Source organism: Halobellus limi (assembly GCF_004799685.1).
Taxonomy (GTDB): Archaea; Halobacteriota; Halobacteria; order Halobacteriales; family Haloferacaceae; genus Haloquadratum; species Haloquadratum limi.
In genome coordinates this window covers 1407568-1433035 of record NZ_CP031311.1, presented here as the reverse complement: position 1 = coordinate 1433035, position 25468 = coordinate 1407568, and the positions used below count along the sequence as shown (strand labels likewise).

At 67.3% G+C, this 25468-nt stretch carries 23 protein-coding genes; 9 read left to right on the top strand and 14 right to left on the bottom strand.

Annotated features, from left to right (window positions below; all coding sequences use genetic code 11):
* Window positions 1-101: 101 nt before the first annotated feature.
* Together DV707_RS07295 and DV707_RS07290 are read left to right on the top strand one after the other, a co-directional pair.
* The gene (locus DV707_RS07295; protein ID WP_103989917.1) at window positions 102-572 is read left to right on the top strand and encodes a methylglyoxal synthase; all 471 of its coding nucleotides are present in this window, start codon (window positions 102-104) and stop codon (window positions 570-572) included.
* Window positions 573-618: 46 nt separating this feature from the next.
* Window positions 619-1104 carry a DUF7332 family protein gene (locus tag DV707_RS07290; protein WP_103989918.1) on the top strand — a complete coding sequence of 162 codons (486 nt, stop codon included), beginning with the start codon at window positions 619-621 and terminating at the stop codon, window positions 1102-1104.
* Window positions 1105-1156: 52 nt separating this feature from the next.
* Here the strand turns inward: DV707_RS07290 and DV707_RS07285 are convergent, their stop codons facing one another.
* From DV707_RS07285 to DV707_RS07275, 3 genes are read right to left on the bottom strand one after another with little or no spacing between them, the layout of a single operon-like run.
* Window positions 1157-2299, bottom strand: coding sequence for an ABC transporter permease (locus tag DV707_RS07285; RefSeq protein ID WP_200820833.1), 1143 nt, complete (start codon window positions 2297-2299; stop codon window positions 1157-1159).
* Window positions 2296-2961, bottom strand: coding sequence for an ABC transporter ATP-binding protein (locus DV707_RS07280; protein WP_103991187.1), 666 nt, complete (start codon window positions 2959-2961; stop codon window positions 2296-2298). The genes DV707_RS07285 and DV707_RS07280 overlap by 4 nt, the downstream gene beginning before the upstream one ends.
* Window positions 2958-4145 (bottom strand): COG1361 family protein, encoded by a 1188-nt coding sequence (locus DV707_RS07275; RefSeq protein ID WP_235010698.1) that lies wholly within the window; start codon window positions 4143-4145, stop codon window positions 2958-2960. Before DV707_RS07275 ends, DV707_RS07280 begins: the two co-directional genes overlap by 4 nt.
* A 187-nt stretch (window positions 4146-4332) precedes the next feature.
* Here DV707_RS07275 and DV707_RS07270 point away from each other — a divergent pair, with 187 nt between their 5' ends.
* Window positions 4333-4827 (top strand): VOC family protein, encoded by a 495-nt coding sequence (locus DV707_RS07270; RefSeq protein ID WP_103989919.1) that lies wholly within the window; start codon window positions 4333-4335, stop codon window positions 4825-4827.
* Between the two features lie 7 nt (window positions 4828-4834).
* Here the strand turns inward: DV707_RS07270 and DV707_RS07265 are convergent, their stop codons facing one another.
* Window positions 4835-5695, bottom strand: coding sequence for an endonuclease III domain-containing protein (locus DV707_RS07265; protein WP_103989920.1), 861 nt, complete (start codon window positions 5693-5695; stop codon window positions 4835-4837).
* A gap of 64 nt (window positions 5696-5759) precedes the next feature.
* Window positions 5760-6209: a DUF371 domain-containing protein gene (locus DV707_RS07260; RefSeq protein WP_103989921.1), complete on the bottom strand. Its 450-nt coding sequence runs from the start codon at window positions 6207-6209 to the stop codon at window positions 5760-5762.
* 339 nt (window positions 6210-6548) lie between these two features.
* Between DV707_RS07260 and DV707_RS07255 the strand changes: the two genes are divergently transcribed.
* Together DV707_RS07255 and DV707_RS07250 are read left to right on the top strand one after the other, a co-directional pair.
* Window positions 6549-7472: a coiled-coil protein gene (locus DV707_RS07255; protein WP_103989922.1), complete on the top strand. Its 924-nt coding sequence runs from the start codon at window positions 6549-6551 to the stop codon at window positions 7470-7472.
* Between the two features lie 264 nt (window positions 7473-7736).
* Complete coding sequence (locus DV707_RS07250) at window positions 7737-8843, top strand: DUF373 family protein (protein ID WP_103989923.1); 1107 nt, start codon at window positions 7737-7739, stop codon at window positions 8841-8843.
* Between the two features lie 17 nt (window positions 8844-8860).
* On the opposite strand, the gene DV707_RS07245 is transcribed toward DV707_RS07250, so the two are convergent.
* The 3 genes from DV707_RS07245 to DV707_RS07235 form a co-directional block, all read right to left on the bottom strand.
* Entirely contained in the window at window positions 8861-9055 is a 195-nt protein-coding gene (locus DV707_RS07245; protein ID WP_103989924.1) for a DUF7333 family protein, read from the bottom strand.
* Window positions 9056-9145: 90 nt separating this feature from the next.
* Window positions 9146-9976: an aldo/keto reductase gene (locus tag DV707_RS07240; RefSeq protein ID WP_103989925.1), complete on the bottom strand. Its 831-nt coding sequence runs from the start codon at window positions 9974-9976 to the stop codon at window positions 9146-9148.
* A gap of 163 nt (window positions 9977-10139) precedes the next feature.
* Window positions 10140-11375: a digeranylgeranylglycerophospholipid reductase gene (locus tag DV707_RS07235; protein WP_103989926.1), complete on the bottom strand. Its 1236-nt coding sequence runs from the start codon at window positions 11373-11375 to the stop codon at window positions 10140-10142.
* Window positions 11376-11730: 355 nt separating this feature from the next.
* Between DV707_RS07235 and DV707_RS07230 the strand changes: the two genes are divergently transcribed.
* Window positions 11731-13896 (top strand): methyl-accepting chemotaxis protein, encoded by a 2166-nt coding sequence (locus DV707_RS07230; RefSeq protein WP_103989927.1) that lies wholly within the window; start codon window positions 11731-11733, stop codon window positions 13894-13896.
* A 53-nt stretch (window positions 13897-13949) separates the two neighbouring features.
* On the opposite strand, the gene DV707_RS07225 is transcribed toward DV707_RS07230, so the two are convergent.
* Together DV707_RS07225 and DV707_RS07220 are read right to left on the bottom strand one after the other, a co-directional pair.
* Window positions 13950-14813, bottom strand: coding sequence for a 2-oxoacid:ferredoxin oxidoreductase subunit beta (locus DV707_RS07225; protein ID WP_103989928.1), 864 nt, complete (start codon window positions 14811-14813; stop codon window positions 13950-13952).
* Window positions 14810-16564 (bottom strand): 2-oxoacid:acceptor oxidoreductase subunit alpha, encoded by a 1755-nt coding sequence (locus tag DV707_RS07220; protein ID WP_103989929.1) that lies wholly within the window; start codon window positions 16562-16564, stop codon window positions 14810-14812. The genes DV707_RS07225 and DV707_RS07220 overlap by 4 nt, the downstream gene beginning before the upstream one ends.
* Before the next feature lie 267 nt (window positions 16565-16831).
* On the opposite strand from DV707_RS07220, the gene DV707_RS07215 reads away from it, so the two are divergent.
* Complete coding sequence (locus DV707_RS07215; protein WP_103989930.1) at window positions 16832-17476, top strand: FAD-dependent oxidoreductase; 645 nt, start codon at window positions 16832-16834, stop codon at window positions 17474-17476.
* 136 nt (window positions 17477-17612) lie between these two features.
* On the opposite strand, the gene DV707_RS07210 is transcribed toward DV707_RS07215, so the two are convergent.
* From DV707_RS07210 to DV707_RS07195, 4 genes are read right to left on the bottom strand one after another with little or no spacing between them, the layout of a single operon-like run.
* Window positions 17613-18497, bottom strand: a complete 885-nt coding sequence (locus tag DV707_RS07210; protein ID WP_103989931.1) for an ABC transporter permease — start codon at window positions 18495-18497, stop codon at window positions 17613-17615.
* Complete coding sequence (locus tag DV707_RS07205; RefSeq protein WP_235010699.1) at window positions 18490-19329, bottom strand: ABC transporter ATP-binding protein; 840 nt, start codon at window positions 19327-19329, stop codon at window positions 18490-18492. Before DV707_RS07205 ends, DV707_RS07210 begins: the two co-directional genes overlap by 8 nt.
* Window positions 19326-21431 (bottom strand): NosD domain-containing protein, encoded by a 2106-nt coding sequence (locus tag DV707_RS07200; RefSeq protein WP_103989933.1) that lies wholly within the window; start codon window positions 21429-21431, stop codon window positions 19326-19328. Before DV707_RS07200 ends, DV707_RS07205 begins: the two co-directional genes overlap by 4 nt.
* Window positions 21431-22054: a nitrous oxide reductase accessory protein NosL gene (locus DV707_RS07195; RefSeq protein WP_103989934.1), complete on the bottom strand. Its 624-nt coding sequence runs from the start codon at window positions 22052-22054 to the stop codon at window positions 21431-21433. Before DV707_RS07195 ends, DV707_RS07200 begins: the two co-directional genes overlap by 1 nt.
* A 173-nt stretch (window positions 22055-22227) precedes the next feature.
* Between DV707_RS07195 and acs the strand changes: the two genes are divergently transcribed.
* Both acs and DV707_RS07185 read left to right on the top strand, forming a co-directional pair.
* Window positions 22228-24210, top strand: coding sequence for an acetate--CoA ligase (gene acs, locus DV707_RS07190; RefSeq protein WP_103989935.1), 1983 nt, complete (start codon window positions 22228-22230; stop codon window positions 24208-24210).
* Window positions 24211-24482: 272 nt separating this feature from the next.
* Window positions 24483-25334: a hypothetical protein gene (locus DV707_RS07185; protein ID WP_136361814.1), complete on the top strand. Its 852-nt coding sequence runs from the start codon at window positions 24483-24485 to the stop codon at window positions 25332-25334.
* The last annotated feature ends 134 nt before the right edge of the window (window positions 25335-25468 follow it).

Genomic DNA, 25468 nt, shown 5'->3' with positions numbered 1-25468 from the left:
CGAACGGTTCGGTCCCGCCGGGAGACCGGTGCGCCGATCCCGTCTCGCATCCCGCAGGACGCCGACGAACCTTCTTACCCGAGTGCGACGACAGTAGCCGTATGCGTCTCGCGCTGATCGCCCACGACGAGAAGAAGCCCGACATCATCGAGTTCGCGGAGAGCAGGCTCGACGACCTCGAGCGGTTCGACCTGATGGCGACGGGGACGACCGGCAAGCGACTGCGGGAGTCGACCGGCCTCGACGTCGAACGGAAGCAGTCCGGGCCCATCGGGGGCGATATGCAGATCGGCGCGGAGATCGCCGACGGGAACTGCGACGGCGTGATCTTCCTCCGGGACCCCCTGACGGCGCAGCCGCACGAACCGGACATCAGCGCGCTCCTTCGCCTCTGCGACGTCCACTCGATCCCGCTGGCGACGAACCTCGCCAGCGCCGACGCCGTCCTCGACGAACTCGTGCGCGTGCTCGACGGCGGAGATCGACCGGAATCTCGGGAAGCGCCCGTCGACGATCGTCCGGAGCGCCGCGAGTCCCCGGACGGCGACGACGCCTCGGAGTCTCAGCGCTGAGAATTTCGCCGCGGGACTTAATCCCGTCCCGTCGAAACGCCCCCGTATGAGTCGCCGTCGCGGTACGTCCGCCCTCGCCCGGCTCGTCGTCGTCGCCCTCGTCTGCTCGCTCGTCGTCGCCGCCGTCCCGCCGGCGGCGGCGCAGTCGGACGGAGACGGGGGTGGCGGAGCCGCCCCGGACGCCGACGAGCGGCGGTGTTTCCCGGCCGGCGGACACGACCTCACGGTCGGCGACGGCAATCCACACATCGACGTGACCGTGCACACCTCGCTGTTCACGGACCCGTCGCCGCCGAGCGCGCTCGGGCTGGAAGCCCGCGGCGTCGCCCTCGACAGCGACGTGATCGAACTCCGGACCGGCGTCGTCCTCGACGGAACTCCCGAGGGGATCTCACCCGCCGCCGTCTGGGACGCCTTCGCGATCCTCTTCGACTACCGGTTGTCGCTGCCGATGTTCTCCGACGCCGTCGACGACTCGACGTACGAACCGACCGGCGGTCCGGTCTCCGGGGTCGAGACCCGCGGCTGCTGACGGCGGCCGGTTCGCAACGGCGATTCGCAGCGACGAGCCACCGACGGCGATCTCACCCCCTGAGCGCCTCGACGGGCGGGTCGTTCGCCGCCTTCCAGGCGGGGTAGATCCCGCTCAGCAGGCTCGCCACGACGGCGAACCCGAACCCGAGCAGGAGGTACCGGACGCTCGGCCACCCGAAGACGAGGAGCGGGTCCCCCGACAGCACCTGGAAGATGACGAGGCCGACGCCGAGTGACGCGGCCGCGCCGACGACGCCGCCGCCGACGCCGAGGAACGCGGCTTCGGCGAGTATCATCCGGAGCACCTCCCCGCGTCTGATCCCCACCGCGCGGAGCACGCCGATCTCGCCGCGGCGCTCGATCGTGCTCATCAGCATCACGTTGAGGATCGCGACGCTGGCGACGACGAGCGAGATGGAGCCGATTCCCAGGAGCGCGAGGTTGAGCGTGTTCAGGAACGAGTCGATGCTCTCCTGCGTGCTCGCGAAACTGGTGACGCTCAGCACCTCCTCGTCGCCCTCGTTGAACCGGGCTTCGAGCCGATCGGCGATCGCCTGGGCCTCGTCGCCGTCGGCGGCGACGACCGTGACCGTGTCGTAGTGCTCCTGCGCTGCGAGTGCCGACAGCGGGACCACGAGTTCGCTCCCGCCGCCGAATCCGGTGGAGGACTCGACCAGCCCCCGGACGCGGTAGAGCCGTCCGTCGTACTCGACGGGGTCGCCGAGTTCGATTCCGAGCCGTTCCGCCGTGCCGGCGGTGAGAAGCGCTCCCGACTCCAGCCGATCGGGGCTGTCGCCGGCGGAGACCGTGTACAGCGCGCTCGCTCGCGTCACCGCGGTCACGCTCACGAACGCCTCGCTGCCGTCGCGCGCCGAGAGCGTCGTCGCGTTCGACTTCTGCGGGACGACGGCCGCGTCACCCGCGAGGCTCCGGATCTCCTCGACCTGATCGTCGGTCACCCCGTCGGTCGTGCTGTCGGTCCCCGAGGAGACCGACACCTCGTTCGTGAGGCTCCCGAGGTCGGTCGTCGCCTGCTGCTGGAGGGCGACGCCGGCGATCCCGAGCGAGGAGATGGCGACGACGCCGATGATGATCCCGAGCGCCGCGAGCGCCGTCCGGACCCGGTTGCGCCCGAGGTTCCGCCAGGCCATCTGCACGCTGGGGAACCGCCACAGCAGGTCGGTGACGCTCACTCCTGGATCACCCCGTCGACGAGGCGAACGACCCGGTCGGCGTAGTCCAGAAGCTGCTCGTCGTGGGTCACCGCGACGATGGCGATTCCCTCCTCGGCTTTGAGCCGCGTCAGTTCGTCGAGGATCGTGCGCCCGGTGTCCTGATCCAGGTTCCCGGTCGGCTCGTCCGCGAGCAGGACCTTCGGCTCGTTGATCAGCGCCCGCGCGATGGCGACGCGCTGCTGCTGCCCGCCCGAGAGCTGACTCGGCGTGTGATCCAGCCTGTCGCCGAGGCCCACCCGCCGCAGCAAGTCCACCGCCCGGTCGCGACGGTCCCGCGAGGTGTCCCACATCGACGGGAGCTCCACGTTCTCGGTCGCGGTGAGCATCGGCAGCAGGTGGAACGCCTGGAAGACGAAGCCGATTCCCGAGCGGCGCTCCTCGGTGAGTTCGTCCTCGGTGAAGTCCGTCACGTCGCGGCCGTCGACCCTGACGGTCCCTTCGGTCGGCGTGTCGAGCAGTCCGACCAGGTTGAGCATCGTGCTCTTGCCCGACCCGGAGGGGCCGATCACCGTGACCATCTCGCCGCGCTCGGCGGCGAAGTCGACGCCCTTCAGCGCCTCGATGGTCTGTTCGCCGCTCCGGTACCGCTTCACCGCGTCCTCGAGTTCGACGACCGTCATCTGCGCCACAGGTAGACGCCGGCGCCGACCACGAGGACGACGACCGCGACGCCGCCGATGACCGTCAGCTGGAGGCCGCCGGAGTCACCGGGGCCACCGCCGGGCCGCCGGTCACCGCTTCCGGCCGCCGGATCGACGCCGCTCGACGGCGAATCGCCGTCGATCGAGACCCGCTGTGTGGTCGTCACGCGCTCGTTGTCGACGATGTACGCGATCTCGACGGGCACTGACGACGCGTTCTGATCGGCCGCCGCCGTCAGCTCGAACGTCGCGAACTCGCTGGCGTCGATCGCGCCGATGAAGTACTCCCCGGAGGGCGAGGCCGGGCGCACGCCGTCGGCGTCGCCGACGCTCACGAGGACCGATTCGGCGTCGGTGCCGCCGAGGTTCGCGGCGTCGCCCTCGATCGTCACGCCGGACCCGGTCCGCGTGGTCTCGACGGCGGTGAGTCGGATCTCGCCGGGGATCTCCGTCCGGTCGTCCAGTTCCACCGAGAGCGTCGTCTCGTGGCTCTCGCCGGCCGCGTCGTAGGTGGCGACGAACCGGACGGTCTCCGAGGCGTAGTCGTCGGTGTCGAAGGTGGTCGTCCGGTTCGACTCCGGCGCGACGTCGAACAGGAAGTTCCGCGCGACGACCTCGCCGCCGACGCGGGCGGTGATCTCGACGTCGGAGAGGTCGGCGTTGCCGAAGTTCGTCAGCGAGACCGACGTCGTGCCCGAGTCCGCGTCCGTCCGCGAGGACAGGTCCGCTCGCACGTTGGGTTCTGTCACGTCGACGTACACCGGGTACGTGTAACGGTGGTAGTCGCCGTCCTCGTCCTGGACGACCACGTTGACGTTGAGCCGTTTCTCGCCGGCGGACTCGAACGTGGTCGAGATGGGGATCGAGAGCGACCCGCCCGGTGCGATCGAGCCGACCTCCTCGAGGCGGGCGTACTCGTCGGTGGTGCCGGGCGTTCGGACGTAGACGTCCCGCACTTCGACGGTCGTGTCGCTGTTCTCCAGGTTCGAGATCGTCGCGTCGATCGTGACCCGTTCGCCGGTGTTCGGATCCTCGGGGGAGACCGACACCGAGGAGAGCTGTACGGCCGGGTTCGCCGCCGTCGCGGTCGTCCCGACGGCTCCGACACCGCCGAGGATGACGAGGAGGGCGACGAGCAGTCGAGTCGAGGGGGACCAGTTCACACACCGGCGTACACGTCGGCGACACTAAACGATAGCGTCGGTCGCGGAGCGATAGCGTCGGTCGCGGAGGCGGTCCCGACTCGCCCTGTCGGCCGCAGAAACGCCTGGACCGTCGCTCTCGGCCACTCGTCCGACCCGTCCCGCGACGCGAGCGGCTTTATGTTCCTCCGCTGCGGGTGCTCGCAGTATGGTCGAATCGCGGTACACCCACGTCAGCATCGTCGCGGCGGACCTCGAAGAGTCGGTCGACTTCTACGCCTCGGTCTTCGGGATGGAGCGGATCCGCACCCCCGCCTTCGACGAGCGGATCCAGTGGCTGGGGTGCGGGGACCTCCAATTGCACCTCGTCGAACGCGACGACGACCCGCCGGCGTTCAACCACCACGCGCTCCACGTCGACGACTTCGAGGCGGTCTATCGGTCGATCCGCGAGCACGAGAGCGCCGAGATCGAGGCCCTCCCGCAGATCGAGGTCGACGCGGACGGCCACCCGCCGGTGTACGTGCTCCCCTCGGGCGAGGTCCAGTGCTACGTCCGGGACCCGGCGGGGAACCTCGTCGAGGTGAACGCCCCCGACGCCGACGCCCTCGACGGGTCGGTCGTGCGGAACCTGGTGAAGCGGACCGACGTGGAGTGGCCCGAGGCGGGCGAGGAGGCGGCGCGGATCTACGCGAACGAGTGAAGCGGCCTCACTCGCCCGCCGCCTCCGCCGGATCGACGACTGACTCGCCGACCTCGTCGACGCCGACGCGGTCGCAGAGATCGTACAGCGGACACGCCTCCGGTCCGTCGAGACAGGCGGGTTTGCGGGCGGTGCAGTACTCCCGCCCGAACTGGATCATCGCCGTGTGTCCGAAGCCGCACTTCTCGCCCGACACGTCGGCTTCGAGGTGCTCGCGGACCGTCTCGTGGTCGGCGTCCGCGGGCGCGAGTCCCATCCGGCGGGCGATGCGGTGGACGTGCGTGTCGACGGGGAAGACGCCGTCCCGGCCGCCGGCGAACAGGAGGACGCAGTCGGCGGTCTTCGGCCCGACGCCGTGGATGTCCAAGAGCGCCTCCCGGACCTCGCTCGGTTCCTCCGTTCGGACGAACTCGTCGAACCCCGCCCGGCCGCCGTACTCCTCTCGGATCCGTTCGGCCGCGCCGACGATCATCTCCGATTTCTGGTTGTACAGCCCCGCCGAGGAGATGGTCTCGGCGAGTTCGGACTGCTCGGCGTCGGCGAGGGCGGCCGCGAGGTCGCGGTCGTCCGCGGTGCCGCCGCCGTCCGCTCCCCCGCCCGCCGCGTCGTCGTCGCTCCCCTCCGGTCCGTAGCGCTCCATCAGCGCGTCGTGGGCGGGCTGGCTGGCGACGTCCGACGTGTTCTGCGAGAGGATCGTCCGCACCAGCGACTCGAAGGCGTCCTTGCCGCCGTAGGTCTTCTGCCAGTACAGGTCGCCGAGTTCGTCGACGACCGCCTCGGCGCGCGTTCCCGCGTCGCCCGCCTCGAAGGCCGCGGCGGCGCTCCCGTCGTCGCCGCCGCTGATGTTTTCGGTCGGTTCCTCGGCCATACCGCGACGTTCGTCGGTAAGCGAAAAAAGCCGTCGGCCCGCCGGCCGGCGAGGATAACCCCTATCACTCCGCCGGGCCGGCCTCGACGACCAACTCGAAGCGAACCGACGCGCCGTCGGCGAGCGCTTCCACTAGGTCGCGATCCAGATCCGCCGCGGCCGCGTCGGCGTCGACGAGCACCGTCCGGTCGTCCACGTACTCGCTTGTCCGACCCACGTGGCTCCGCTCGTTCTCGAAGGTGAGGTCCGGATGCCCCCGGCCGGTGACTGTCTGCTCGTGGGTCTCGCCGTCGTCGGTCGTCGCCGCGATCGTCGCCGTGACCGTCGCGTCGGGGTCGCGGCAGGCCTCGACGAACGCGGCGTCGAAGTCGGCGGGCGTCCGGTCCGCCTCCACGGCGAGAATGCAGTCGCCGGCGGGGGTGAGCCAGTCGTCGGTCGTTACCTCGAACGTGCTCGCGTGTTCGGCCGACACATTCTCGTGGCCGCGCGCGTGGACGACCTCTCGCTCTCGCATACCCGTAGTCGCCGGTGCGGCGGTAAGTGTCGCTCGGTCTCCGTCCTCGGCCGGGTTCGCCTCTCGTGTGTGACACAGTACCACTTTTATTTATATACTACTCCGGAGCACTGTGAATCACTCACACGAGCCGTAGGCGGTGTGTGCGAGTGATTTACAGCCGCTCGACCCTCCGGCAGATTTATATATGGTAGCGGTCAATGTGTAGGTACCAGAACGCCTCCGGCGTTCCGGCGGCACAGCACGCAGAATGATCGGGAATTCTTATCCACGGTTGACAGCGATCGACGAGCGGCCGCCACGGTCCGGAGCGGTGATGGTATCGAGGATTGATTACGTATGGTGACGCAGCAAGACGTTCTTACCGAATACGACGTACAGGAACTCAAAGATTCAGACAACATCGAGCTTACCGACGAGAAGCTCGAGAACGGCTCGAAGGGCCAGCTCATCAAGATCGCGGGGCAGCTCCGCGATCGACGAAACGAGCTGAACCAGATGGCCTCCGAGCGCGCGTCGAAGCGCGACGATCTGAACGCAAAGACTCGCGAGAAGGTCGACGAGGCCCAGGAGCACCGCGAGAAGCGCGACGAGCTCAACGAGAAGGTTCAGGAACACAAAGAGAGCCGGAACGAGCTCAACGCGAAGGCCAACGAGCTCTTCGACGAGGTCGAGGAGATGAAAGAGGACCTCGAGCTCGATGACGGCAAGAACATCGAGGAGCTCGAAGAGGAGATCGAGCAGCTCGAGTTCCGCCAGCAGACCGAGGTCCTCTCGACGGAGGACGAGCGCGAACTCATCGAGAAGATCGAGGACAAGCGCGAGGAGCTCAGCCAGAAGAAGGACAAGGTCGAGGACAGCGGTGAACTCGAAGAGCTCATCGAGGAGGCCGAGGAGGTCCGCTCGGAGGCGTCCCAGCACCACCAGAAGGTGACGGAGCTCGCCGACGAGGCCCAGGAGCACCACAACCAGATGATCGAGGCCTACCGCGAGGCCGACGACATCCGCGACGAGGCCGACGCGATGCACGAGCTGTTCGTCGAGGCCCAGGAGGCCGCCGACCGCCACCACGAGGACTTCGTCCGCGTCCAAAAGCGGCTCCGCGAGCTCGACAAGCAGGAAGAGCAGGAGCGCGAGGACGAGCGCGAAGAGGAGCGCGAGGCCGCCAAGGAGGAGGCCGAGGAGATCTACCAGAAGTTCAAGGAAGGCGAGACCCTCGACACCGAGGACCTGATGAAGCTCCAGAAGACGGGGCTTCTCTAAGTCGGCGAGGACGCCGGCGACCGCGGTCGGTTGCTGTCTTTTCGTATTTTCACCCGCCCAGCGACGGCGCCGCCCTCCGAAATTCACGCCTCTCCTACTCTCACGCCCTCTGAGAGGGATTACCGTAGAGACCCACCGACTCGGTTTCACTCGAATCGCATACCGCGGTTGACCGTGGGTCTGTGGATCTCTGATTGGCAACGACAATCCCGCTGAGTGAACCGACCGGGAGTTCTTTAACCGAGTCAGCCCTTTCTCACGAGCGTGACCACGCTCGTCCTCTGCGTCGACCGATCCAACGATATCGGTCGGACGGCGGGGCTGGAGACGCCGATCGTCGGCTGGGAAGCCGTCCAGTCGCTCGTCACCGACGTCGGGTTGGCCGATCCGGAGGATTCGGGCGTCAACTGCCTCCTGGAGTCGCTTCGAGTGGCCCGCGACCTGCGGGACGGACGCGAGGAGACCGTTCTGGCCGTTGTCTCCGGCGGCGGCGACTCGCTCGTGGGAGCGGACCGCTCGCTGTCGGCGCAAGTAGACGCGCTCGTCGACACGTACGATCCCGACTCGGCGGTCGTCGTCCTCGACTCGGCGAACGACGAGCGGGTGGTTCCGGTCATAGAGAGCCGCGTCCGTATCGACTCGGTCGACCGGGTCGTCGTCCGGCAGGCCCACGACATCGAATCGACGTACTACCTGCTCAAGCAGTTCCTCGCCGACGAGGAGTTGCGGACGACGATCCTCGTGCCCCTGGGGGCGACGCTGTTACTCCTCCCGATCCTCCTCACGCAGTTCTCACCGGCGGTGGCGCTGGCGGGGCTGGCGGCGCTCTTGGGTGCCGTCCTCCTGTACAAGGGGCTCGCGATCGACGAGTACCTCTCCGAGGTGCCCGAGCGAACGCGGGCGGCGCTGTACTCCGGCCGCGTCTCGGTCGTCACGTACGCGGTCAGCCTCGGCCTCGGGCTGGTCGGGATCTTCCTCGGAGCGCTCTCCGTCTCGCCGCAGCTCGGCCCGGAGTCGGTCGTCGTCCGGACGATGCAGTTCACCTACAGCGCGGTCCCTTGGCTCGCGCTCGCCGCGCTCACCGCCAGCGCGGGACGCCTGCTCGACGAACTCATCGGCACCGACGGGATCAGCACGCCGTATCTGAACCTCCCCTTCGGCGTCGTCGCGCTCGGGCTCGTGGTCCGCGGGTTCGCCGGCTGGTTCCTCCAGCGGGAGGCCGTCCTCGCCGATCCGCGACTGTGGGGCTACGTGCTGACGCCGCAGCAGCGGCTCGCGGGCTTCATCGTCGCCGGCATCGTCGTCAGCGTCGTCGGCGTCCGCGTCGCCGCGAGCGTCGGCGGCGAGTCGCTCGACGACGTGGCGCAGTGAATACGAGCGGACGCCGTTCAGGACCCGCGAGCGCGGTACTCGCCGTGTTTGACGCCGATCGCGAGACAGATGATGCCGAAGACGAGCATCGCCGGCGTCACCATCATCAGCACGGTACTCGTCGCCATCACGCCGGCGGCTATCAGGACGCCCGTTCCGAGTACCACCAGTACGATGAGTGCACCGGCCGTCGTCGGGAGGTCGAACTCCATACACCGCGGCCTTCGGACCGCGGGGACAAATCGGTTCCCCCCGATTGTCGCTCGTCGAAGACGACCCCGGTGATCGACTCGATCGAGCCGTTACCAGGGAGCGAATCCGGGGTCGACCTGCCGGTCGGTCCGGTCGATGGCGTCGATCGCCGCGACGTCGTCGTCGTCGAGGTCGACGTCCAGCGACGACCAGTTGTCGAGGATGTGAGCCTCGCTCGTCGCCTTCGGGATCGCGGTGACGCCCTTCTCGCGGAGCCACGCCAGCGACACCTGCGCCTCGCTGACGCCGTGTTTCTCCGCGATTTCGGTGATCTCGGGGATGTCGAAGACCCGCCCGCGGGCCAGCGGCGAGTACGCCACGAGTTCGACGCCGCGGTCGGCGCAGTGCTCGCGGAGTTCCTCCTGCTGGAGCAGCGGATGCATCTCGACCTGGTTCGCGAAGATCGGCGCGTCAGCGTGCTCGATCGCCTCGTCGACCTGCGCGGGGAGGAAGTTGCTGATTCCGATCCGGTCTACCTTCCCCTCGTCGACGAGTTCGTCGAAGGCGCGGAACGTCCCCTCGGGGTCGTACGCCCGCGACGGCCAGTGGACGTACAGGAGGTCGACGTAGTCGACGCCCAGCTTTTCGAGGCTCTCTTCGGTCGTCGCGAGCACGTCGTCGTGCGCGAGGTCGTCGATCCACACCTTCGTCGCGAGGAAGACGTCCTCGCGGTCGACGTCGGCGCGTTCGATCCCGCGTCCGACGTGGGCCTCGTTGCCGTACGCCTGCGCGGTGTCGACGTGCCGGTATCCGGCTTCGAGCGCGGTCTCGACGGCGGCAGCGCACGCCTCGGGATCGTCGTTCTGCCACGTTCCGAGACCGAGCATCGGCATCCCGTCGGTGCGCGGGCCGCCCTCGTCGACTGAAGATCGTTGAGACATATCGATTTAAAATAGCCGTCTCGCGCCAAAAGCCGTTGCGGGCGGCGGGAGCGTTGCCGGAAAGCGTGCGTCGAGCTCCCACGAACCGGCAGCCGAAGGGACAGAGTACCCGGCACTTCGAATCCGCGTGTTGAACGGATGTGGGCGGCGACGAGCGGCCGCGTCACTCGGTCAATCGCTGTTTCGCGAACCGCGCGAGCAACGGCACGTCCTCGACGTGTACGAGTTTCGAGAGGCTGCGGATGCTGCCGTCGTTGGCGTCGGTGAGCGTCTCCGCGCCCATCGCGTTCAGGTCGTTCATCAGGCGGTCGTAGCGGTCGTTCGGCGCGAGGTACAGCAGCTGGGTCATCGTCAGCCGCGTTCGCATATCCGGCGCGACCCGGGCCCGCCAGAGGTCGTCGTAGATGGTCATCGCCTCCGCGGACGTGTCCGCCTGCGACCCCATCAGACAGCGGTCCGCCGTGATGGCGGCGGCGCGTGCGGACTCCATACACTTGTGGATGCCCTCGCCCCACAGCGGGTCGATCGTCGGCACGGCATCGCCGATAGCCATGAAGTTGTCCGTGCTGAAGCCGTCCGGCATCTGGATGTGTGCGCTCCCGCGGTGCTGCTGTTTGTCCGCGATACGCCGTGCGTCGGCGAACCGGGGATCGGTCTCCAGCCAGTGCTGGAGGTGATCGTCGATGCTCTTCGACGTGTCGCCGTACTGCTGATAGCTCTCGTTCTGGATGTAACACAGCCCCACTTTCGCGGTGTCGCCGCCGGTGTGGAAGATCCACGAGTAGCCGCCGGGCGCGTACTCGTGGTCGAGGCGCAGCATCATCGCGTCGGTGAGGTCCGCGTACTCGGGGTGGTCGACGTCGACGCCCTCCATCTCCCACTCGATGCCCACCGCCTGGTGCTTCCGTTCGAGACCGCAGACGTCGAGTTTCTTCGCCAGCGGCGCCGCCGGTCCCGTGGCGTCCACGACGATGTCGGCGTACACCTCCTCGTCGCCGGCGTACTGGACGCCGACGACCTCGCCGTCCTCCGTGATGGGGTTGTTCACTCGCGCGCCGAAGCGGTACTCCGCGCCGTGTTCGCGCCCCTCCGCGACCAGCCACCGCTTGAAGTCCGCGAACTCGAGGACCGCGCCGGGTTGGTGCTGAACGAAGTGCTCGTTGGGGGACTCGAGGACGACCTCGTCGGTGTAGTTCATCACGACGCCGTCGGGAATCCCGAACGCGCCGGTCATCGAGGCGAACGTCCCCGCCGTGGACTTGTTCGACTGCTTCGGGAACCCGTCTTCGGGTTCGGCCTCAAGCACGAGCACGTCGTACTCGCGCTGTGCGAGGTCCCGCGCGCACTGTGCTCCGGCTGGCCCCGCGCCGGCGATGACGACGTCGTAGTTCTCAGACATAGCGTACTCCCGTAGTGTGCGGTGGCTGCGCGCACCGACGCGTCGATGCGGCGGCCGCGCGGACGCCGTGATGCGAGCGCCCTTCGGCCCGCTCGCGTCTTCGACCGGTTGCGATGGCGTCCGCAGTCATTATTGTTACGCTTGAATTGGGGGCGGGTAAAAAACGCGCCGGAACGTTCCTGACGTCCGCGAGAGGGCGGAATTCCCCGCTCGGATGACAGGTGAATTGACCTGTCGTCTCGTCGGTATGCGGCGGATGGCCGTGTCGTCCAGTCTCGGAAACGGCACCGCTCCCGTTTCACGCACTGATAATTGCGAGTATAGGTTTTTACGCCGAGGGTGGCAGCGGGGAGACATGAATGTCGATCGTGTGATAACAACTGTCGCAGACCGGATTACCATCGACCGATTCGACGTCGGACCGAAACTCGTCCTCGCGTTCGTGATCGTGGCGGTACTCGTCGGCGTCACGGGCGCGGTCGGCTATCAGGCCGTGGGGGCCGTCGACGAGGAGGCGCACCTCATCGCCGAGGACGGACAGAAGATGGACGCCTCCGCCGAGTTGATCGTCGGTATCGAACGGCAGCGGGCCGCGGTTCAGGCGGCACAGCTCGGCGAATCCGACGCGCGAGAACAGTTCGAGGAGGCTGCGGCACACTTCGAGGAGGAGGCCGCCCGACTGGAGTCGGCCCACCTGACCGCGGAGCAGGAAACTCAGTTCACCGAGTTACGGTCTCAACACGACGAATACAACCGACTCGGAGAGGAGTTCTTCGAGGCGCACGCGGCCGGGAATACGGCGCTCGCCGAACAGAAGGCCGCCGAGATGGAGACGCTGCGGGTCGAGATGGAAGAGCGGGCGCATTCCATCGAGGAGTCGGCACGGGCTGACATAGAGGAACAGGTGGCCATCGCCGACGGTACGACGCAGACGAGCCAGCGAGAGATCGTCGGTCTCACCATCGGCGCGTTGATCCTCGCCATCCTGATCGGCCTCTTCGTCGCCAGGCGGATCACGAGGCCCGTCTCACAGCTCTCTGCGGCCGCCGTCGCCGCCAGCGAGGGCGACCTGGACGCCGAGATCGACGATTACGCCGAGAACGACGAGATCGGCCGGATGGTCGACGCGTTCAGGACCCTCAATCGGAACCTCCGCGAGGTTTTCGGAGAACTCGATGCCGTCAGCGAGAACCTCGAATCCGGCGATCTCGAGGCGGACGTCGAGACCGATTTCCCCGGCACCTACGGCACGATTATGCGCCGCATCGACGGCGGGACCGACGAACTCACCGGGAGCTTCGCGGAGATCCGACGGGCCAGCGACGGCCTCAGCGAGGGCCGGCTGGATCAGGAGATCGACACGGACCGTCCCGGGGACTACGGTGACGTCCTGCGGAACCTCGAAAGGGGGGTCGATCAGTTACACGCGAGCGTCGGCGACGTCCAGCGGATCGCGGGACAGGTCGCCACCTCCAGCGAGGAGGTCTCGACCAGCGCCGCGGAGATCAAGCAGGCGAGCGAGGAAGTGGCGGGATCGGTCGAAGAGATCTCTCAGGGCGCCGAGACGCAGAGCGAGAACCTCCAGGAGGTCGCAAGCGAGATGAACGATATGTCCGCGACGGTCGAGGAGATCGCGTCGTCGGCGGAGGAGGTCGCCTCGACGGCCTCGACGGCCGTCGAGCGGAGTGAAACGGGGCAAGATCACGCTGCCGAAGCGACCCGGGAAATCCGGTCGATCGAAGAGCGCGCCGACGAGGCGGCGACCAGAGTGGCCGCACTCGACAGCGAGATGGAGGAGATCGGCGAGGTCACCGAGATGATCACCGAGATCGCAGAGCGGACGAATCTGCTCGCGCTCAACGCCTCGATCGAGGCCGCACGCGCCGGCGAGGCCGGCGAGGGGTTCGCTGTCGTCGCCGAGGAGATCAAAGGCCTCGCGGGGGAGGCGGCCCGGGCCACGAGTGAGATCGAAGCCAGCATCAACGACGTCCAATCGATGACCGCCGAGACCGTCGAGGAGATCGAGGCGATGAGCGACCGGGTCGAACGCGGATCGGAGACCATCGAAGACGCTATCGAGACCTTCGACGACATCGCGGTCGCGGTCGAGCAGGCCGAGAGCGGGATCAAAGAGATAAGCGAGGCGACGGACGACCAGGCCGCCTCCTCGGAGGAGGTCGTGGCGATGGTCGACGAAGTGTCGGGCGTGAGTCAACAGACCGCAGCGGAGGCGAGCAACGTCTCCGCCGCCACCGAGGAGCAGGCCGCGTCGCTCTCGGAGGCCACGGAGAACATCGAACACCTCTCACGGCTGGCCGAATCGCTCCACGAGCAGGTATCGACGTTCGAGGTCGACGGCACGGCGGCCGCGGCCGACGCGAGCGAGACCGGCCCGGCGCCGGGAACGGGAGGCGAGGCGATCGCACAGCCCGACGGCGGCCACGACGAATCGCAACCGGCAGATGAAATCGAGGAGAGCCCCTCCGGTACGTCGTCGTTCTCGTGGGAGAATACGGAGTAATCGCCGCAGACCTTCGGAGACTCCCCGAGCGAACCAGGTCGGGACGTCCTCGGTCAGTAGAACTCGCGGACGAGGTCCATCGCGCCCTCGGGGGCGCCGTCGTCGATCTCGGAGGTGTTCGTGTCGAGGCCGTGCTTCTCGCCGTAGGGGATCGACTTCTCGCTCTGCCAGATCACGCCCTGGTACTCCTTGCTGGCGTCGAGGATCTTGTCCTTGGCGGCGTCGTAGTCCGTCGGGTCGTGTCCCTCCTCTGCGACGTCGACGAGGTTGTCGCGGAAGTAGTCGTAGGTGTCGACGTCGTTGAAGGTCACGCAGGGGCTGAACACGTTCACGAAGCCGAAGCCGTCGTGTTCGATGGCCTCCTGCACGATCTCGGCGTGACGCTGGGCGTCCGTCGAGAACGACTGCGCGATGAACGTCGCGCCCGACGCGAGCGCGAGCGCGAGGGGGTTGACCGGGGGCTGCTGCGGCCCCTCGGGCGTCGTCGACGTCTCGAAGTCCGATCGCGAGGTGGGCGAGGCCTGCCCCTTCGTGAGGCCATAAATTCGGTTGTCCATCACGACGTACGTCATATCGACGTTGCGCCGGACCGCGTGGACGAAGTGGCCCGCGCCGATGGAGTAGCCGTCGCCGTCGCCGCCGGCGACCATCACTTCGAGGTCGGGGTTCGCGAGTTTGACGCCCGTCCCGACGGGGAGCGCGCGACCGTGCACGCCGTGGAGGGCGTAGGAGCGCATATACGTCCCGATCTTGCCGGAACAGCCGATCCCCGCGACGATGAACGTGTTGTCGGGGTCGTTTCCGGTCTCGGCCAGCGCCTTCATCATCCCGTTCATCGTCCCGAAGTCGCCGCACCCGGGACACCACGTCGGCTGCTTGTCTGATTTGAAGTCCGTGAATCGAACGTCGGAGCTCATTGGTCTGCCTCCTGTAGGGCCGCTTTGATCTCTCCTGCGAGTTCGTCGGCCTTGAACCGCACGCCGTCGTACTTGTTCACGCGGTCGACCCGCGAGAGCGTGTCGTGCTCGACGACGTCCGCGAACTGGCCGGTGGCGTTACACTCGACGACGACGACGTTCTCGGCGGCCTCGACCGCCTCGGTCAGGTCCGGCCGCGGGAACAGATACGGCACCGAGAGGAAGCGCACGTCGATGCCCTCCTCCTCGAGGAACCGGATCGCCTCGGTCATCGCGCCCTCGTTCGATCCCCACGAGATGACGAGGTTCTCGGAGTCCTCGTCGCCGAACTCCCGCGGCGAGAGGTCCTCTTCTTCCCGCGCGGTCTCGACCTTCCGGGTGCGCTTGTCGACCTGCTCGACGCGCATCTCCGTGTCCTCGGTCCGCCGCCCGAGTTCGTCGTGTTCGAGCCCCGTCGACATGTGGACGCCGCCGTCCGTGCCGGGGAACGCACGCGGGGAGACGCCGTCCTCGGTGAGCGCGTGGGGCTTGAACTGCCCCTTCTCGTTCTGCCACTCCTCGATCGACTCCTCGTCGACGACCTTTCCGCGATCGATCTCGACCTCGTCCATGTCGAACGCCTCCGGCGGGAACGTCTGCTCTGTGACCGCCATCGCGAGGTCCGCGGCGATGTAGACCGGCGTCTGGTACTTCTCGGCGAGGTTGAAGGCCTCGACCGTCTTCCAGAAGCACTCCGAGATCGTCGTGGGACCGAGCACGAACCGCGGGATCTCGCCGTGGCCGCCGTACAGCATCATGTTCAGATCGCCCTGTTCCTGTTTGGTCGGCATCCCCGTCGAGGGACCCGAGCGCATCACGTCGACGATCACGAGCGGCGTCTCCGAGGTGGCGACGAGGCCGAACGTCTCGGCCATCAGGTCGATCCCCGGCCCCGACGTCGCCGTCATCGACCGCGCACCCGCGCGGGCCGCACCGAGCGCGATGTTGATCGCCGACAGTTCGTCCTCCGCTTGAACGACGTGGCCGCCGAACCGCTCGATCCGTCCCGTGAGGTACTCCATCACGTCCGTCGCGGGCGTGATCGGGTAGCCGGCGTAGAACTTGCAGCCGGCGGCGATCGCCCCCATCCCGATGGCCTCGTCGCCGTTGAGCAGGACGTAATCGGCGTCGGTCGTCTCGAGTTCGTACTCGAACTCGTGGTCGTACTCCGCGGCGACGTAGTCGCGGCCGGCCCGGGCGGCCTCCTTGTTGTTGTCGACGAGCGACTGCCCCTTCGAGCCGAAGCGCTTCTCGAGGGCGCTGTCGAGGTTCTCGATGGGGAAATCGGACACCTCACACGCCGCGCCGAGAGCGACGACGTTCCGCATGATCGCGCCGCCGGCCTCCTCGGCCAGCCGCTTCAGGGGGACGTCGAGGCCGATCATCCCCTCGGGGATCTCGACGTTCTCCATCGTGGTCCGCTCGCCGTCGTAGATGATGACGGAGCCCTCGTGGAGTTCGTCGAGGTTCTCCTCGATCGTGCGCGGGGTCAACGCGATGAGCACGTCGAGTCGATCGACGACGCTCTGGACCGGATCGACCGCCGTCCGGACCTTGTACGCCGTGTAGCCGCCGCGGATGCGCGAGGCGAAGTCCTTCGACGTGAACACGTGCCGCCCGGCTCGGGAGAGCGCCTGGGCGAAGATTTTCCCCGTCGAGTCGATGCCATCGCCGGCTTCGCCGCCGATGGCCCAGTTGAAGTCCGCAGGCATGTGGCTAAGAGGTACCTCTGGACCGAAGAAAAGCCTTCTGAAAGCCATTGAAAAAAGGAACGGTTCGGTACGTTCAAAATCTAACGTACGTAAATAAAAATGTGGAAATATCGGTGTAGATAACTACCGATATGCAAATATTGCACTTATAAATGACCGAACAGTCATACTGTCGTCCTGCGGGACGAGTCGCCGATGCGGACTCCACAGAGCGAGGGGCGCCGACGGAAGGCAACATCCTTCTCGCCGGATCACGAACCCCGTCGTATGGACGCGACAGTCGCCGTCAGCGCGGTCCGGGACGTCGGGCCGCGGACGGTCGCACTCGAGTTGGAGTCGCCCGAAGGGTTCGACGCCGAGCCCGGACAGTTCGTGAAGCTCTCTACCACCATCGACGGCGACGGGTACGCGCGCTTCTACACGCTGTCTTCGCCCGGCGTCGACGACACGTTCGAGGTCACCGTGGGCGTCGACCCCGAGGAGGCCGGCCCGTTCAGCCGGTTCCTGATCGACCTCCGGCCTGGTGACACACTGGACGTCTCGGGCCCGTTCGGAGACAGCTACTACGAGGGCGAGCCGCGCGTGGTCGTCCTCGCCGGCGGCCCGGGGATCGGCCCCGCGGTGGGCATCGCAGAGGCCGCCGTCGCCGACGGCAACGACGCCGCCATCGTTTACCGAACGGACGCGGTCGCCCACCGGGACCGCCTGGACGCGCTCCGCGAGTCGGGCGCCTCCGTAGTTGTCGTCGACGAGGGCGAGGAGATCAGCGACGCCGTCGCGGCCGCCCTCGGCGACGACGACGGCGAGCAGGTGTTCGTCTACGGCTTCGCGGGCTTCGTCAACGACGCGACGAGCGCGCTCGACGCGGCGGGACTCGGTCCCGACGACGCGAAGGTCGAGAACTTCGGGTGATCGACCGTCGGCGCGACTGCGTCTCACCGATCGTCGACGCGGTTGCGACCCGACCGACTGTCGATGCGGTCACGCCCCCGCTGACTGTCGATGCGGTCGCGCCCCGACCAATTATCGGGCGGTCGCGCCCGGACGATCACTCCTCGATCGGTTCGACCGCGGGCCAGACGCGCCAGAGCGCGATGGAGAGGCTCCCGAGCCACCAGCCGAGGAGCCCGAGCGCGTTCAGGGCGGCGTTGCCGGCGGCGACGTCCGCGCCGCCGACGACCCCGACGGCGTTCGAGAGGACGAGCCCCCGGAACGCGCTGTTGGGGCTGAGCGCGAGCAACACCGTGAGGCCGTCTTCGGGGATCGCCCCGCTCGCGAGGCCGGCGACGAGCGCGGTGTCGATACCGAGAACGAGCGCCAGCGCCAGCGCCGCCGCCAGCGCGAACGCCGTCCGGGTCGTCCGCGTCGCCGCCGAGATGCCCACGGTCGCAGCGAGGACGACCAGCGTGAACGCCGCCGAGAGCACGACGAACCGGACGTAGCGCACCCCCGAGTCGGCCGCGGCGTTGATCGCCAGGAACGTCGGGATGTCGGCGGTGAGAAGCGGGACGAACAGCCCGACGACGAGGAGCGTCCCGACGACGAGCGTAACGAGCGCGAGCGCGCGGCCGAGGTAGACGCCGCCGACGTAGGAGAGTCGCTCCACGTCGAACGTCCGCAGGACGTCTAACTCGCCGGTCTGTCTGTCTCCGAGGACCGACCGGTAGCCGAAGGCGACGGCCAGGAGCGGCACCAGCACCTCGACGAACGTCAGCAGGTCGAGCGTCAGCGGGACGAACCCGCCGCCGCCTCCGGTTCCGGCCCACGCGACGCCGACGACGCTCACCGCGAAGGCCGCCGCGAGCGCCAGCAGCGCCGGCGTTCTGACGATCGTCCTGAGCTCGCGGGTGGCGATCACGAACAGGTCCTCGAGGGCGGCTGCGACCCGCTCTCGGCCCGCGGCCGCTCCGTCGCTCCCCTCGCGCTCACTCATCGGCCGCCACCTCCCGGCTTTCGGCACCCGTTTCGGCCGCTCCGTCCGCGCGTTCGTCATCGCTTTCGGACTCGGACGGTCGGCTCCCGACGCCCGATCGGACAGTCGCCTCGCCGACCTCGGCCCGGACGATTTGGAGGAACGCCGCCGAGAGCGAGCCGGTGTCCGTCTCCGCCAGCAACGCCGCCGGCGAACCGCTCGCGCCGAAGTCGCCCTCGTCCAGCACGTGGACGGTGTCTGCGTGCGCCTCGACCGCCGGGAGTTCGTGGGAGGCCACCACGACGGCCGTCCCGTCGGCCGCGAGGTCGCCCAAGACGCCGAACAGCCGCTCGACCATCGCCGGGTCGAGGCCGCTCCCGGGTTCGTCGAGGATCAGGACCGAGGGGTCGCCGAGGACGGACTCGCCGAGTCCGAGCAGCCGTGTCATCCCGCCCGAGAGCGACCCGACAGACCGGTCGGCCACCCCGCTGAGGCCGACCCGATCGAGCGTCGCGGCGACGTCCTCGTCGTCGACGCCGTCGAGCAGTTGCGCGTAGAATCCGAGCGTGTCGCGCGCGGTGAACCCCTCGCGAAAGGCCGGCCGCTGGGGCAGATAGCCCACGCTGCGGGCGCCGCCGGCCGCGCGGGGAACGGTCACCGACCCGCCGTCGGGCGCGGCGATGCCCGCGAGAATCCGGAGCAGCGTCGACTTCCCGGAGCCGTTGGGCCCGACGATCGCCGCCACTTCGCCGCGCTCGACCGACAGCGACACGCCCGAGAGGACGTCGACGTCGCCGAACGACTGCTCGATCGCCCGCGCACGCAGGGCCGTCGCGGGCGCGTCGCCGCTCACGACGCGACACCTCCGGTCACCACGTCGGCGGGGGCGTCGGCTGACCACTCCACGCTTCGCTCTGACGTCGCGTTCGCCGGAACCGCGACGTTCTCGTTCGATCCCTCGTCGCCCGCCGCCGACAGCGCGTCGTCGATCACCTCGGGGTGGAACGGCTCCGTCCTCGCGTCGGTGTCGACGACGCCCGACTGCCGGAGGCCGGAGACGGCGTCCTGCACGCGCCGCAGCGTCGCCACGGCCGGCGACTGCGCCAGCGCCGTCGCGCCGGAGACGGCCCCGATCCGGCTGTCGACCGTCCCGGTCGGCCGGTACGGACGGTCGTAGACGCCGTCGTCGTCGCCGTCGGCGATGGGCAGCGCGCCCCAGTGGTTGCCGACGCCGCCGTGGGACCACGTTCGGAGCGGACCGATGCGCGATTCGACCGCTCTGTCGTTGCGCAGGAAGTCGTTTCTGAGCACCCAGTTCGAGGGCAGGATGTCGTTCGCGCGCGCGCCGACCTCGTTTTCGAGGGCGACGTTGTCGACGAACGCGTTGCGGTCGCCGGCGACCTGGAGGCCGTACTCGTTGTCGACGACCACGTTCCGCGCGTAGTAGGAGTCGCTGCCGGCGGGGACGACGCCGTAGGTGCTCCCGCGGACGTCGTTGCCGACGACGGCGTTGCCGGTCGGGCGCGTCATCACGATGACGCCCGCCTGTCCGTCCCGGACGGTGTTGTTCGCGACGAGCGACTCGGAGGTGTACATCTCGTGGACGCCGTACCGCCCCGGTTCCGCGCGGTTGTCGCGGACGACGCTCCCGTCCGCTCGGTGGGTGTAGACGCCGTCGCGGCCGCCCAGGAACGTCGAGTCCTCGACGACGCTCGGCGCCCCGATGAGGACCACGCCCATAAAGCCCTCGCGGGCGGTCTCCGCGCCGCGGGTCGTCAGGTTCCGGATCACGGAGTCGGGGCTCTCCCGAGCGATGACGCCGCTTGCGGGGGTGTCGATCCCGACGTTCCGGACCGAGGCCCCGGCCGCGCCGTCGAGGACGATCCCGGCGTCGCCGTAGCCGTAGGCCAACTGGACCGTGGTGTCCCAGTCGCCCGAGCCGTTTCGGAGGTCGCGGCCGCGGCTCCCGACGTCGCCGACGCCGTCGATCCGGAGGTCGGCGACGGACGCGCCGTCCGCCCGGACGTAGAGGACGCTCCGGTTGCCGTCGCCGCGGAGGACCGTGTCGCCCCCGGCACCGGCGAGCGTGACCGACCGGTTAACTACCAGCCGGTCGACCTCGTAGGTCCCCGGCGGGACGTAGACGGTCGTGTCCGACGGCGCGGCCGCGAGCGCCGCCGAGACCGTGGGTTCGCTCGCGGCGTCGGCCGGCATATCGACCGGGGTCGTCCCGTCTGCAGTCGCCCGCTCGGAGACGGACGCGGGGTCGGTACCGACGACCACGCTCACGGGCCGCTGCCGGTGCGCTTCCGCGGCCGCGACGGTGTCGTTCGCCCAGGCGTGCCGGTCGTCGACGCTCGCCTCGAACTCCTCCAGTTTCGCGGGGAGCGGATCGCCGACCCGGGATCGGAGCGTCTCCCAGTCGACGACCTCGCCCCCGTGGGCTGCGGCGAACGCCTCGGCGTCGGCCCGCTCGGAGAAGGCGACCGTCACCGGGCCCGAGGGGATCGAGGCGTCGCTGCCGACGACGTAGGACGCGGTGTCGGCGGGCGTCCAGCCGACGGCTCGCCCGCGCTCGGGCGCGACGAACCCCTCGGCCGTCAGATTCGGTTCGATCGTCGAGAAGTCGGAGACGTAGACGGCCAGCGGGTCCCCGAACTGCCGTTTCGCGCTCGGGTCGCCGAGTTCGCTCACTCCCGTCTCGATACCGACGTAGCCGACGACGTACCGGTATCCCGAGTAGAATACCTCCATCTGCGGGAGGACGAACCCCTCGTCGTCCGCGCGGCGGGCGTCGACTCCCGTGCCACCCATATTCACGGTGTCGGCGAAGTCGACCGGGCGCAGGGACTCGCCGCTGGCGGGCGTCAAGAGAAAGGAGAGGCTCGCGACGACCAGCGCCAGGCTCACGAGCACCGTCAGCCACCGGGTACCGGTCGGCGAGAGGATCGCCATCACATTCCGAGGCCGGCGACCACTTCGGGCGTGACGCCGTCGTGACCGGTGAGCGACCCGCCGAACTCCGACTGGAACGACTCGGCGTCGGACTCGTCGCCGAACCCGATCAGATCCCGCCCCATCGTCCCCTTGACCTCGGAATCGACGACGAACGTCACGTCGGTCACGGGGGCGAACGACGAGGCCTCGTAGTGTCTCGTGATCAGCGTGTCGCCGCCGTCCTCGAACGTCTCGTAGTCGACGGCCGAGTAGTCGGTCACGTAGAACGCGACGTCCTCCCAGCCCTCGTCGTCGCGTTCGAACTCGTACTGGTAGGCCTCCCAGGTGCTGTCGAAGCGGGCCGGGTTCTCGTGGCCTTCCGGCTCCTGCTCCGCGTAGAAGATCTCCGCGCTCGGGCCCGGGTGCTGTCGGATCGTCATCCCGCAGACGTCGCAGGTGGCGCCCTCGGGGATCGTGATCGCCGCGGGGGCGTCGCTCCCGTCCCCGCCACTCCCGTCGCCACCCAGACACCCGCTCGACGAGCCCACCAGCGCACCTGCGCTCGCGAGCAAGAGGGGACGGCGCCGGATCGATCGCGATTCCGCGGTCTCGTCGGCGTTCCCCAGTCGTTCGCTGTCCATACATTACAGTACGGGACTGGCGGCAAAAACGCACCGGGGCCGTTCCCGGGAACTGAGACTGAACGCAACCCGAACACCGCCGGCAGAGGTCACCGCCGTCGTCCGGTTATCCGGCACCCTCGGGAGGGAGTCGCACAGATTTATGATCCGGTGTTCGAATAATACGGACGAATATGACTGACGAAGAAGGAGACGGGGAACTCGAGGCACGACTGGTAGAACAGGAGACCTTCGAGCCGAGCGAGGAGTTCGTCGAGCAGGCGAACGTCTCCGACGAGTCGATCTACGAGGAGTTCGAGGAGAACTGGCCGCGATCGTGGACCCGCGCGGCCGATCTGCTCGACTGGGAGACCGAGTACAGCCAGGTGCTCGACGAGTCGAACGGCCCGTTCTACGAGTGGTTCGCCGACGGGACGCTGAACGCCTCGTACAACTGCGTCGACCGGCACGTCGAGAGCGGCGACAAGAACCGCGTCGCGATCAAGTGGGAGGGCGAACACGGCGAGACGCGGACGTACACCTATCAGGACCTCTACCGGGAGGTCAACGAGTTCGCGGCGAGCCTGCGCGACCTCGGCGTCGAGGAGGACGACGTCGTCACGATGTACATGCCGATGGTCCCGGAACTCCCGATCGCGATGCTCGCCTGCGCCCGCATCGGCGCGCCGCACTCCGTCGTCTTCGCGGGCTTCTCAGCCGACGCGCTCGCGACGCGGATGAACTCCGCGGACTCCCGGTACCTGATCACCTGCGACGGCTACTACCGCCGCGGCGACCCCCTCGATCACCTCGAAAAGGCGAACGAGGGGCTCGAGGGCGTCGACCACGGCGTCGACGCGACGGTCGTCGTCGATCGCCTCGGCGACGACGGCTTCGGTCACGACCTGAAGGGCAACCAGCACGACTGGGACGACCTGATGGCCGACCATCAGGGCGACCGCGTCGACCCCGTCGAGCGCGACGCCGAGGACATGCTGTTCCTGATGTACACCTCGGGGACGACGGGCGAACCGAAGGGTGTGAAACACACCACCGGCGGCTACCTCGCGTACACGACGTGGACCTCCCACGCGGTCCTCGATCTGAAGCCGGAGGACACCTACTGGTGCTCGGCGGACATCGGGTGGATCACCGGGCACTCATACATCGTCTACGGGCCGCTGTCGCTCGGGACGACGACGGTGATGTACGAGGGCACGCCCGACTTCCCCGAGCGGGACCGCCTCTGGGAGATCGTCGAGAAGTACGCCGTCGACGTGTTCTACACCGCCCCGACCGCGATCCGCGCCTTTATGAAGTGGGGCTCGGAGTACCCCGAGCGTCACGACCTCTCCAGCCTCCGACTGCTCGGGACGGTCGGCGAGCCGATCAACCCCCGCGCGTGGAAGTGGTACTACCAGCACATCGGCGACGAGGAGTGCCCGATCGTCGACACCTGGTGGCAGACCGAAACGGGAGGGATGATGGTGACGACGCTGCCCGGCGTCGGCACGATGAAGCCCGGTTCCGCGGGGCCGCCGCTGCCCGGCATCGACGCCAAGGTCGTCGACACCGCGGGGGAGGAGGTCGAGGCGGGCCGCGCGGGCTATCTCACCGTCGAGAAGCCGTGGCCGGGGATGTTGCGGACGCTGTATCAGAACGACGACCGGTTCGTCCAGGAGTACTGGCAGGAGTACTCCGATCCCGACGCCGACGAGTGGGTGTACTTCCCCGAGGACGGCGCGAAGATCGACGAGGACGGATACATCACCATTCTGGGCCGCGTCGACGACGTGCTCAACGTCTCCGGGCACCGCCTGGGCACGATGGAGATCGAGTCGGCCATCGTCGGCGTCGAGGGCGTCGCCGAGGCGGCGGTCGTCGGCGGCGACCACGAGGTGAAGGGCGAGGCCGTCTACGCCTACGTCATCCTCGAAGACGGCTACGAGGGAACCGAGGAGATGCGCGAGGCGATCATCGAAGGCGTCGAGGACGGCATCGGACCGATCGCCCGCCCCGAACAGGTGATCTTCACACCCGAACTCCCGAAGACCCGGTCTGGAAAGATCATGCGTCGGCTCCTCGAAGAGATCGCAAACGGTGAGGAACTCGGCGACACGACGACGCTGCGGAACCCCGACATCGTGACGGAGATCCAGGGGAAAGTGCAGCGCTAAACACCCACCTTTTTGTCGCGGTGGGTTTCCTCGCTCGCTGCGCTCGCTGCGGGAACCCACCGCGCAAAAACCTGGTGGGAAAAATGCCGCCGACATCGCGGCCTGCGGCCGCTCGTCGGCGGTGAACCGCTCGCTCACTGCGTTCGCTCGCGGATGCTCAAGACAAACAAACGAGAGACCGATACAACTGCCAGTGTATTATGAGCGGTCAATATTGTTGAAATCAATTCATCACCAGAAGGCATTTATGAACAGTTGGATGACACTCAGGTGTGGATTCCCATACACGTCGGGCAATTCTGGCGTCTTTCTCAGGGATAGCTCTTGCAGGTTGTACGGGCCTCAGTGAGTCGGGAACAACCACTGAAAACGGAAGTCTCGGTGAGTCGGGAACAACCAGTGAAGACGAACTACCAGAGGGGTGTCCAACATCGCTCGATCTCGATGTTCGGTGGCCACGAGAACTCGACGCAGACACAGTTGGTGAATTCGTCACAGCATACGAAGAAGCGTATTTCCTCCGGAGGTTACGGGGTAGTGACTCAAAATCACGATTCTACTCTGTCGGTGTCTCTGCGTATATAAATGAGGAACCAACCCAGGTAGATACCGGATATGAGGTTACGGTTATTTTTGAAGGATATGCTGAAGAGCCTTCTATGTTCTTTATGGCTTATGAAGTTGATTCTGAGGGTATTCCAAAAGCTGAAGATCACAACATCAAGGAGTCTCGACTACCAAAAGATTCCGAGTATGTTTCAATCGAAGAGGTTGAGGATCAGCGTCTCCGAGAGATACTGGAGTCAGCTGCGGAGTCTGGCACCGCCAAGAGTGATTTTATTTACGATGGAGCCGAGATAGAGCAGTACGCAGAACTAATTGCAAATCTCTCCTCAGCAGCGTCACTCATTGATGATAACGGCGGGAATGAGCTGGCTTATTTCGACGTTAATGGAACCGGTGTCCTCTTAGAGATTGATATCGGAATTGTCCACAGTGATGCCGGCGGAGAGGCTCGATACTATGTGACAGAGTACGTGGTTCGGCGAGCAGAATCCACATCGGCTGAAGATGCCACATCGCCTGAAGATAGAGAACTTCTCGAATGTCGTCTCCCAGAGTAACCCTCTCAATCCCACAGCAACTCACTTTGTTGCGTAGGGTTCTAACCAGTCCGCATTGTCTATCGGACGGCTAATTCATCGACGAGGGACGTGAAATCAATGGCCCCGAACGAACGCCACACACTCAGCATCTA

Bases quoted from the DNA above. Each gene is read 5' to 3' on its own strand.
- DV707_RS07295 (WP_103989917.1), top strand. From the start codon at position 102: ATGCGTCTCGCGCTGATCGCCCACGACGAGAAGAAGCCCGACATCATC.
- DV707_RS07290 (WP_103989918.1), top strand. From the start codon at position 619: ATGAGTCGCCGTCGCGGTACGTCCGCCCTCGCCCGGCTCGTCGTCGTC.
- DV707_RS07280 (WP_103991187.1), bottom strand. From the start codon at position 2,961: ATGACGGTCGTCGAACTCGAGGACGCGGTGAAGCGGTACCGGAGCGGC.
- DV707_RS07270 (WP_103989919.1), top strand. From the start codon at position 4,333: ATGGTCGAATCGCGGTACACCCACGTCAGCATCGTCGCGGCGGACCTC.
- DV707_RS07265 (WP_103989920.1), bottom strand. From the start codon at position 5,695: ATGGCCGAGGAACCGACCGAAAACATCAGCGGCGGCGACGACGGGAGC.
- DV707_RS07260 (WP_103989921.1), bottom strand. From the start codon at position 6,209: ATGCGAGAGCGAGAGGTCGTCCACGCGCGCGGCCACGAGAATGTGTCG.
- DV707_RS07255 (WP_103989922.1), top strand. From the start codon at position 6,549: ATGGTGACGCAGCAAGACGTTCTTACCGAATACGACGTACAGGAACTC.
- DV707_RS07245 (WP_103989924.1), bottom strand. From the start codon at position 9,055: ATGGAGTTCGACCTCCCGACGACGGCCGGTGCACTCATCGTACTGGTG.
- DV707_RS07240 (WP_103989925.1), bottom strand. From the start codon at position 9,976: ATGTCTCAACGATCTTCAGTCGACGAGGGCGGCCCGCGCACCGACGGG.
- DV707_RS07235 (WP_103989926.1), bottom strand. From the start codon at position 11,375: ATGTCTGAGAACTACGACGTCGTCATCGCCGGCGCGGGGCCAGCCGGA.
- DV707_RS07230 (WP_103989927.1), top strand. From the start codon at position 11,731: ATGAATGTCGATCGTGTGATAACAACTGTCGCAGACCGGATTACCATC.
- DV707_RS07225 (WP_103989928.1), bottom strand. From the start codon at position 14,813: ATGAGCTCCGACGTTCGATTCACGGACTTCAAATCAGACAAGCAGCCG.
- DV707_RS07220 (WP_103989929.1), bottom strand. From the start codon at position 16,564: ATGCCTGCGGACTTCAACTGGGCCATCGGCGGCGAAGCCGGCGATGGC.
- DV707_RS07215 (WP_103989930.1), top strand. From the start codon at position 16,832: ATGGACGCGACAGTCGCCGTCAGCGCGGTCCGGGACGTCGGGCCGCGG.
- DV707_RS07210 (WP_103989931.1), bottom strand. From the start codon at position 18,497: ATGAGTGAGCGCGAGGGGAGCGACGGAGCGGCCGCGGGCCGAGAGCGG.
- DV707_RS07200 (WP_103989933.1), bottom strand. From the start codon at position 21,431: ATGGCGATCCTCTCGCCGACCGGTACCCGGTGGCTGACGGTGCTCGTG.
- DV707_RS07195 (WP_103989934.1), bottom strand. From the start codon at position 22,054: ATGGACAGCGAACGACTGGGGAACGCCGACGAGACCGCGGAATCGCGA.
- acs (WP_103989935.1), top strand. From the start codon at position 22,228: ATGACTGACGAAGAAGGAGACGGGGAACTCGAGGCACGACTGGTAGAA.